The 7,845-nt window shown below is 46.4% G+C and carries 7 protein-coding genes; 6 read left to right on the top strand and 1 reads right to left on the bottom strand.

The genetic code is table 11. The features are described from left to right. Positions 1 to 1,092 (bottom strand): aminotransferase class I/II-fold pyridoxal phosphate-dependent enzyme (locus QZ735_RS12550; protein WP_294248977.1); only part of this gene is annotated, 1,092 nt, incomplete at its 3' end. Between the two features lie 90 nt (positions 1,093 to 1,182). Here QZ735_RS12550 and QZ735_RS12545 point away from each other — a divergent pair. From QZ735_RS12545 to ilvB, 6 genes are all read left to right on the top strand, one after another. Beyond that, on the top strand, positions 1,183 to 2,220 hold the full coding sequence (locus QZ735_RS12545) for a M28 family metallopeptidase (protein WP_294248975.1): 1,038 nt from the start codon (positions 1,183 to 1,185) through the stop codon (positions 2,218 to 2,220). A gap of 69 nt (positions 2,221 to 2,289) precedes the next feature. After that, positions 2,290 to 2,664 carry a glyoxalase gene (locus QZ735_RS12540; RefSeq protein ID WP_294248972.1) on the top strand — a complete coding sequence of 125 codons (375 nt, stop codon included), beginning with the start codon at positions 2,290 to 2,292 and terminating at the stop codon, positions 2,662 to 2,664. Between the two features lie 23 nt (positions 2,665 to 2,687). After that, a complete protein-coding gene (locus tag QZ735_RS12535) occupies positions 2,688 to 3,191 on the top strand; it encodes an endonuclease V (RefSeq protein ID WP_294248970.1) in 504 nt (167 codons plus the stop codon). Between the two features lie 256 nt (positions 3,192 to 3,447). Beyond that, complete coding sequence (locus QZ735_RS12530) at positions 3,448 to 4,350, top strand: branched-chain amino acid transaminase (RefSeq protein ID WP_294248967.1); 903 nt, start codon at positions 3,448 to 3,450, stop codon at positions 4,348 to 4,350. Then, positions 4,343 to 6,025 (top strand): dihydroxy-acid dehydratase, encoded by a 1,683-nt coding sequence (ilvD, locus tag QZ735_RS12525; RefSeq protein ID WP_294248963.1) that lies wholly within the window; start codon positions 4,343 to 4,345, stop codon positions 6,023 to 6,025. Before QZ735_RS12530 ends, ilvD begins: the two co-directional genes overlap by 8 nt. 7 nt (positions 6,026 to 6,032) lie before the next feature. Further along, positions 6,033 to 7,769: a biosynthetic-type acetolactate synthase large subunit gene (gene ilvB / locus QZ735_RS12520; RefSeq protein WP_294248960.1), complete on the top strand. Its 1,737-nt coding sequence runs from the start codon at positions 6,033 to 6,035 to the stop codon at positions 7,767 to 7,769. Positions 7,770 to 7,845 lie beyond the last annotated feature (76 nt).

The following is a 7,845-nucleotide window of genomic DNA, read 5'->3' as shown; positions in this document are numbered from 1 at the left end:
TCTTTTGGCAAAGCTGAAACGGATGTAATCTGAATCCTGCCTGGCATGATAAAAAGCGGACATCGGCAGGCATGAGACTTTCTTCTCGATGGTGAGCCACTTTGAAAATTCCACATCGGTCATCGTCTGGGAAATTTTCCTGAAATTAACAACCTGGAAAACGGCACCTTCTGCTTTTGGCAGGGGAACAAGCGGCGTTTCCTGAATCAACTCGTAAAAAAGATCCCTTTTCTTCTGCATGGTCTGCTGATTTTCATCAGGGTCAAACACTTCCAGATACCGGGCAATGGCATACTGGCAGGGTGCATTGGCACTGTAGGAAATATACTGCTGGTGGCATCTGAACTTCAAAGTCAGATCCTCCGGGGCCAACAGATAACTGACTTTCCATCCGGTAGAATGAAACATTTTCCCGAACGAGAAAATACAGAAACACTTCTTTCTCAGCTCAGGATGCAGAAAAGCACTGTAATGACCGGATTCAGTGTAGCAATACGTATCATAAATCTCTTCGGAAATCAGATAAATTTCCCGGCTGCCGATAAGGCTGGCCAGATGCTTCCATTCACTTTCCGACCAGAGTTTTCCCGTGGGGTTCTGTGGAGAATTAATAATGATGGCTTTTGTCTTTTCAGTAATGCAGCTGGCGAACTTTTCCCAGTCTACCGTAAAATCATCTTCAAGATCGTAGAAAACCGGAACAGCGTGGTTCAGTACAACCGAAGGACCATAGGTGTAGTAAGATGGCTGGATAATAATGACTTCATCACCTGCATCCAATATGCATTTCAGGGCGGTGTACAGCGTAAAGGTAGCACAGGGCGTAATGGTAACTTCTGCTTCAGAGAGGAAGATGCTGTTCTGCCGCAGACCGTTGAAGCTGATAATGTTACGGATCAGCATTGCATTTCCGGCAGCAGATTCATAGTGATGGGTGGATTGCCCGGCGGCTTCTTTCAGAAATTCTTTCAGGCGGATGTCAATATCAAAATCGGCCAGGCCCAGTGACAGGTCATAGCTGTTATGCTTCTGCGCGAGCTGCGACATCTCTGAGAAAAAAGAATGATGGGTAAATCCGTAAACTTTTTCCATATCTTTTGGTTTTAGTCAAATATAGTAAAATTACCGATCCGCCAGACATTCAATAAATTTTGTTATTTTTAGGGAAATTATTTTTTTAATATGAAAAAACTTTTGATTCCGGTATTTGCAATAAGTGTACTCTCCGGTTGCGGAACGGCAAAAACATCAACAGGTTCAGTCTCTTCAAGCGCAGCGCAGGGTGACAAGACTTTTGTTGCTGCTTACAAAGAAATTAAAGCAGCTGATCTCAAGAAGAATTTATATGTGATTGCCTCTGATGAAATGGAGGGAAGGGATACGGGAAGTCCCGGACAGAAGAAGGCAGGGGAGTATATGGTCAATTACTATAAGAATCTGGGAATTGCCTTTCCGAAAGTATTGGGCTCTTACTACCAGAAAGTACCTTCAGATTTCATGCAAAAAAGAGGTGGCGGATATCTTCCGGATTCCGAAAATATCCTCGCTTTCATTGAAGGTTCGGAAAAACCTGAGGAAATTGTAGTGGTGTCCGCTCATTATGACCATGTCGGTACACAGAACGGAGTCGTTTACAACGGTGCGGATGACGACGGCAGCGGTACGGTGGCCGTGATGGAAATCGCAAAAGCTTTCCAGTCGGCTAAAAAGGCTGGCAGCGGTCCGAAGAGATCCATTCTTTTCCTGCATGTTACCGGTGAGGAGCATGGCCTCTTCGGGTCTGAATATTACACGGATCATCCGGTATTTCCATTGGCCAATACGGTAGCGGACCTGAATATCGATATGATCGGGCGTGATGATCCTGAAAACAGGGGGAAACAGTATGTCTATGTTATCGGTTCAGAAATGCTGAGCTCCCAGCTGAAAGTAATCAACGAAGCGGCCAACCGGAAGACCAATAACCTGGAACTGAATTATAAATACGATGACCCCAATGATCCCCAGCGTCTGTACTATCGCTCTGACCATTATAATTTCGCCAAAAATAATGTTCCTGTAGCCTTTTTCTTTGACGGAATCCACGAAGATTACCATAAGCCTACGGATGATCCAGACAAGATCAATTATGATCTGCTCGCCAAAAGAACGCAGCTGGTTTTTACAACCGCCTGGGAAATTGCCAACCGCCCGGAGAGAATCATCGTAGACAGAAAATAAAAAAAATATCTACCCATTAGAAAAGGCAGTTCGGAAAAGTCTGCTTTTTTTCACATCACCGCTTTTCTTATGAAACCGAATATTAAATCCGCAAGGCCGTTTATCGGTTCGGAAAATTTTGAAACTTCAAGCCGCTTTTACAGGGATCTTGGCTTTGATGAAGTAACGTTAGGTCCGGGATTCTCCCTTTTCCGCTGGAATGAAACTTTTTTTTACCTTCAGGACGCGTATGTAAAGGACTGGATTGATAATTCCATGATTTTTGTGGAAACAGAAGATGCCGACGCATTCTGGAGCTATCTTTTGAGTCTGGGACTTACAGAAAAGTACGACAAGGTGAAGCTTATGCCCGTTCGCACATTGCCCTGGGAAAAAGAATGCTTTGTCGTTGATCCTTCCGGTATTTTATGGCATTTCGGTGAATTTTTCAAGGAAAGCCTGTAATAGATTACATACCAAAGAGACTGATGATTTACGCATTTGACACCTATTATTATCCCGATTGTGCCTACACCGTCTGCCTTGCCTTTGAAAGCTGGACTGACGAAAAGGAAGCCCGTATTTATACAGAAAAAACGGCCGTCGTTTCAGCCTACGAAAGCGGCGCATTTTATAAGAGAGAACTGCCCTGCATCCTGAGCCTGCTGGAAAAAATTGATCTCAAACCGGAGGACATCATTGTCGTTGATGGTTATGTTACCTTAGACGATACAGGAAAAATAGGTTTGGGCGGCTATCTATATGAAGCCCTTAAAAGGAAGGTTCCTATAGTGGGTATTGCCAAAAATGAATTTGCCGCACCGGACTCAAAACGGAAGGCAATCTGCAGGGGGGAAAGCAGGACACCGCTGTTTCTTACCACAGCCGGTACGGAGCTGGAAAGCATGATTGAAAATATCAAGAATATGCATGGAAATTTCAGAATTCCTGCCTTACTGAAAAGACTGGACCAGCTGACCAGATCAGCATAGATAAAATGCCGTTTTTTGCGGAATTTTAAAAAATTTTTTACAGATCGTTTGTTTAATTAAAAAAAACGCTTACATTTGTCCCATTAAAGCAACAAAATGCAGAGAACATTCAATACTATTATTGCCATTATTATTATCATTATCGGATTCCGGTGATGAGTGATGGTATATTGAAACTCTTACAATTAATATAAAAACCATCCTCATCGGGGATGGTTTTTTTTATGCCTGACAGTGAAATTTAAAAATAAAAAATATGTATTATAACGAAAAAAGTGTCCTCTACTACGACGGGGAATTCTTGCCGGCTTCCAAAGCTTCCACAGATCTTTACGGACAGTCGCTGCATTACGGATATGCTGTGTTTGAGGGCATCAAAGCGTACAAAACAGCTTCCGGTACAAAAATCTTCAAAGCAGAGGAACATTTTGACCGGCTGAAAAAATCAGCAGAGCTGATGATGATGCCCTTCTCCTGTTCAAGCAATGAAATGATTGAGATCACTTATGAATTGCTGGAAATGAACGGGCTTCAGAATGCTTACATAAGGCCATTGGTGATCTGTTCGCCTAATATGTCACTTTCAAAAGGAAGAAAAAGCCAGTTGGTAATCGAAGCATGGAACTGGGACAACGGTTATATGGCAGATAAAATGAGAGTGATGACGTCTTCATTTGAACGCCCCAACCCGAAAGCCTTCAGGATAGAAGCCAAGGTAAGCGGGCATTATGTGAACTCAATCCTTGCCTGCCAGGAAGCCAAAGACAAAGGTTATGACGAAGCGTTGCTGCTGGACAGTAACGGGAACGTAGCAGAAAGCTCAGGAGCCAATGTCTTTTTTGAAAAAGACGGAAAACTCTTTACGCCTGCCAAAGGAAACATCCTGCCGGGCATCACCCGGGCAACTGTCTTTGAGATAGCAGAACAGTTAGGGATCGGCTGTGGGGAAGCCGTTTTCACCCCTGAAGAAATGAAAGGAGCCGATGCTGCATTCTTCTGTGGTACGGCAGCAGAAATCGTAGCCCTCGAATCCCTTGATGATGTAAAGTTTGCGATGAACTGGGAAGAAAGCCGTTCGGCTGCAATCCGGAAAGCGTACCGCCATCTGGTACTGAATGAAGATTATTCCTACCTGAAAAATCAGCTGCAGTATGTGTGAAAACCTGAATAAATACTCCAGGGTCCTTACACAGGATCCTACCCAGCCGGCCACACAGGCTATGTTTTACGGAATCGGATTTACCAGAGAGGACTTTAACAAGGCACAGATCGGGGTCGCCAGCATGGGGTATGACGGAAATACCTGCAATATGCATCTGAACGGCCTTTCGGAACTGGTAAAAAAGGGAGTGAACCGGCAGAATCTGGTAGGACTGATGTTTCATACCATCGGGATCAGCGATGGCATGACCAACGGTACGGACGGGATGCGGTATTCCCTGGTGAGCAGGGACGTTATTGCAGACAGCATTGAAACCGTCTGTGCCGGGCAGTATTACGACGGGCTGATTACCGTTCCCGGCTGTGATAAGAATATGCCCGGCTCCGTAATGGCCATGGCGCGTCTCAACAGGCCTTCCATTATGGTATATGGCGGAAGCATCGAGGCCGGGCATTACAAAGGAACAGATCTGAATATCGTTTCTGCGTTTGAAGCGCTGGGGAATAAAATTGCTGGAAAAATTTCAGGCGAAGACTATGAGGGGATCATTAAAAATTCATGTCCCGGAGCTGGGGCCTGTGGCGGAATGTATACGGCCAACACCATGGCTTCCGCCATCGAAGCACTGGGGATGAGCCTGCCGTATTCCTCTTCCTATCCCGCATTGAGCAGGGAAAAGAAGGAAGAGTGCGAACAGGCGGGATACTATATGAAAATTCTGCTGGAAAAGGATATCAAGCCGTCGGACATCATGACTCCGGAAGCTTTTGAAAATGCCTTGCGCATGATTATGGTTCTTGGCGGAAGTACCAATGCCGTTATTCATTTTATCGCCATTGCCAAAAGCATAGGATACAGGCTCACCCTTGATGATTTCAGAAAAATCAGTGACGAAACACCTTTACTGGCAGACCTGAAGCCCAGCGGAAAATACCTGATGCAGGACCTTCACAGGGTAGGAGGCGTTCCGGCTGTCATGAGGTACCTTCTGGATGAAGGACTGATCCACGGACATTGCCTTACGGTAACCGGTAAAACGGTAGCAGAAAATCTTGCCAATATAAGTTCCATCATTGACCGGGAGCAGGACATTATCAGACGGGTCGACAATCCCATTAAGCCGTCCGGACACATCCGCATTATGTATGGCAACCTTGCTGAAAAGGGCTGCGTTGCCAAGATCACCGGAAAGGAAGGCAGCTTTTTTAAAGGAAAGGCAAGAGTGTTTGACGGAGAGAAGCAGTTCATCAGGGGTATTGAAGACCGTGTCATCCGGGAAGGGGATGTGGTGGTTATCAAAAATGAGGGACCCAAAGGCGCACCCGGAATGCCGGAAATGCTGAAACCCACTTCCGCGCTGATGGGTTCGGGGCTGGGGAAAAACGTGGCTCTCATTACAGACGGCAGGTTTTCAGGCGGAACCCATGGTTTCGTTGTGGGGCATATCACCCCGGAAGCCTTTGAAGGCGGACTGATAGGACTGGTAAAAGACAATGACCTTATTGAGATCGACGCCGAAAAAAATACCATTAATCTTATCATTTCAGAAAAGGAACTTCAGGAGAGGAAAGCCGGGTTCCGGCAGCCTGATTACAAAGTGAAGAGCGGAGTACTGTATAAATATGCAAAACTGGTTTCCGATGCTTCAGAAGGATGTATAACCGATTTTTAATACAATTATGGAATTATCACATACAGTAAAAAAGACTCAGGATCCCCGGAATATCAGAAGATGCAAAGGATCGGAAATCATTCTTGAGGTGCTGAAAGCGGAGCAGGTAGATACTGTTTTCGGCTATCCGGGAGGCGCTGTGATCCCGATTTACGATGCCTTGTATGATTATAAAGATGCCATCCGCCATATTCTGGTACGGCATGAGCAGGGAGCAATCCATGCGGCACAGGGCTATTCGAGATCTTCCGATAAAGTGGGGGTAGCCATTGCTACCAGCGGTCCGGGTGCTACCAATCTTGTAACCGGCCTCGCAGATGCCATGATCGACAGCACACCGGTGGTCTGCATCACAGGCCAGGTGTTTGCTTCACTTCTGGGATCGGATGCTTTTCAGGAAGTGGACGTTATCAATATTACGGCACCGGTTACGAAATGGAACTGCCAGGTCACTGATGCAGATGATATTTCCGCCGTTCTGGCAAAGGCATTCTATATTGCCGCATCGGGACGGCCCGGGCCGGTGCTCATCGATATTACCAAAAATGCCCAGCTTCAGGAAACCGACTTTGCAGGATATGAAAAATGTACGGGGATAAGATCTTATCATCCCAGGCCTGAAGTAAAGCCTGACTATATCCATAAGGCAGCAGCACTGATCAGTACTGCAGAGAAACCTTTTCTGCTCTTTGGTCAGGGGGTTATCCTCGGAAAGGCGGAGAACGAACTGAAGGAATTTATAGAAAAAACAGGAATCCCGGCAGCGGCTACCGTTTTGGGATTGGGCGCATTGCCTGCCGGTCATCCTTTATATGTAGGAATGCTCGGAATGCACGGCCATTATGCACCGAATAAATTAACGAATGAATGTGATGTCCTCATTGCTGTCGGAATGCGTTTTGACGACCGGGTAACCGGCAGGCTGGACCAATATGCGAGACAGGCCAGGATCGTTCACCTTGATATCGATCTTGCGGAAATCGATAAAAATGTCATGGCGGATGTTCCTGTGCTGGGAGACTGCAGGGAAACGCTTCCGATGCTCACGGAACTCCTGGCCGAAAGCAGGCATACCGGATGGCTGAGCCGCTTCAGAAGCCTGCAGCAGGAGGAAGAACATGAAGTGGTACGGAAAGAACTTTTTCCCGGGACAGGCGAGTTGACGATGGGCGAAGTGATCCATGGCCTGAATGAGCTCACCGGCGGCGACTACATCATCTGCACCGATGTAGGGCAGCACCAGATGATTTCCTGCCGGTACGCCCGGTTTACGGGATCAAAAAGAAACATAACGTCGGGAGGATTGGGAACCATGGGCTTCGGGCTGCCTTCTGCCGTGGGTGCAAAAATGGCAAATCCGGATAAACTGGTCATCTGTATTGCCGGAGACGGAGGATTCCAGATGAACATTCAGGAGCTCGGAACTTTGGCGCAGTTTAACATAGGTGTCAAAATGATTGTGCTGAACAACTCTTTTCTCGGAATGGTGCGCCAGTGGCAGGAACTTTTCCATGACCGCCGGTACTCTTTTGTAGATATTACCAGTCCTGATTTCCCGGCGGTGGCAAAGGCCTACGGGATTGATGGCAGGCAGGTGGCGGAAAGGGAACAGCTGAGATCATCACTCAGAGCTATGCTGGAAGCCGAAGGCCCTTATTTGCTGGAGGTACAGGTAGGAAAAGAAAACAATGTCTTTCCCATGGTGCCGCAGGGATGCAGTACCAGTGAAATCCGTTTAAAATAACATCATATGATCAAACTATGAATAAAAGAGAATATACCATCAGCGTATTCACGGAAAACCAGGTCGGGCTGTTAAC

Source organism: uncultured Chryseobacterium sp., assembly GCF_913776365.1.
GTDB lineage: Bacteria > Bacteroidota > Bacteroidia > Flavobacteriales > Weeksellaceae > Chryseobacterium.
Note: the sequence above shows the minus strand (reverse complement) of the source record. Positions and strands in the feature narration are given on the sequence as shown.

What these genes read in the sequence shown, in the direction of transcription:
- QZ735_RS12540 (WP_294248972.1), top strand. Translation starts at nt 2,290, where the DNA reads ATGAAACCGAATATTAAATCCGCAAGGCCGTTTATCGGTTCGGAAAAT.
- ilvD (WP_294248963.1), top strand. Translation starts at nt 4,343, where the DNA reads ATGTGTGAAAACCTGAATAAATACTCCAGGGTCCTTACACAGGATCCT.
- QZ735_RS12530 (WP_294248967.1), top strand. Translation starts at nt 3,448, where the DNA reads ATGTATTATAACGAAAAAAGTGTCCTCTACTACGACGGGGAATTCTTG.
- ilvB (WP_294248960.1), top strand. Translation starts at nt 6,033, where the DNA reads ATGGAATTATCACATACAGTAAAAAAGACTCAGGATCCCCGGAATATC.
- QZ735_RS12535 (WP_294248970.1), top strand. Translation starts at nt 2,688, where the DNA reads ATGATTTACGCATTTGACACCTATTATTATCCCGATTGTGCCTACACC.
- QZ735_RS12545 (WP_294248975.1), top strand. Translation starts at nt 1,183, where the DNA reads ATGAAAAAACTTTTGATTCCGGTATTTGCAATAAGTGTACTCTCCGGT.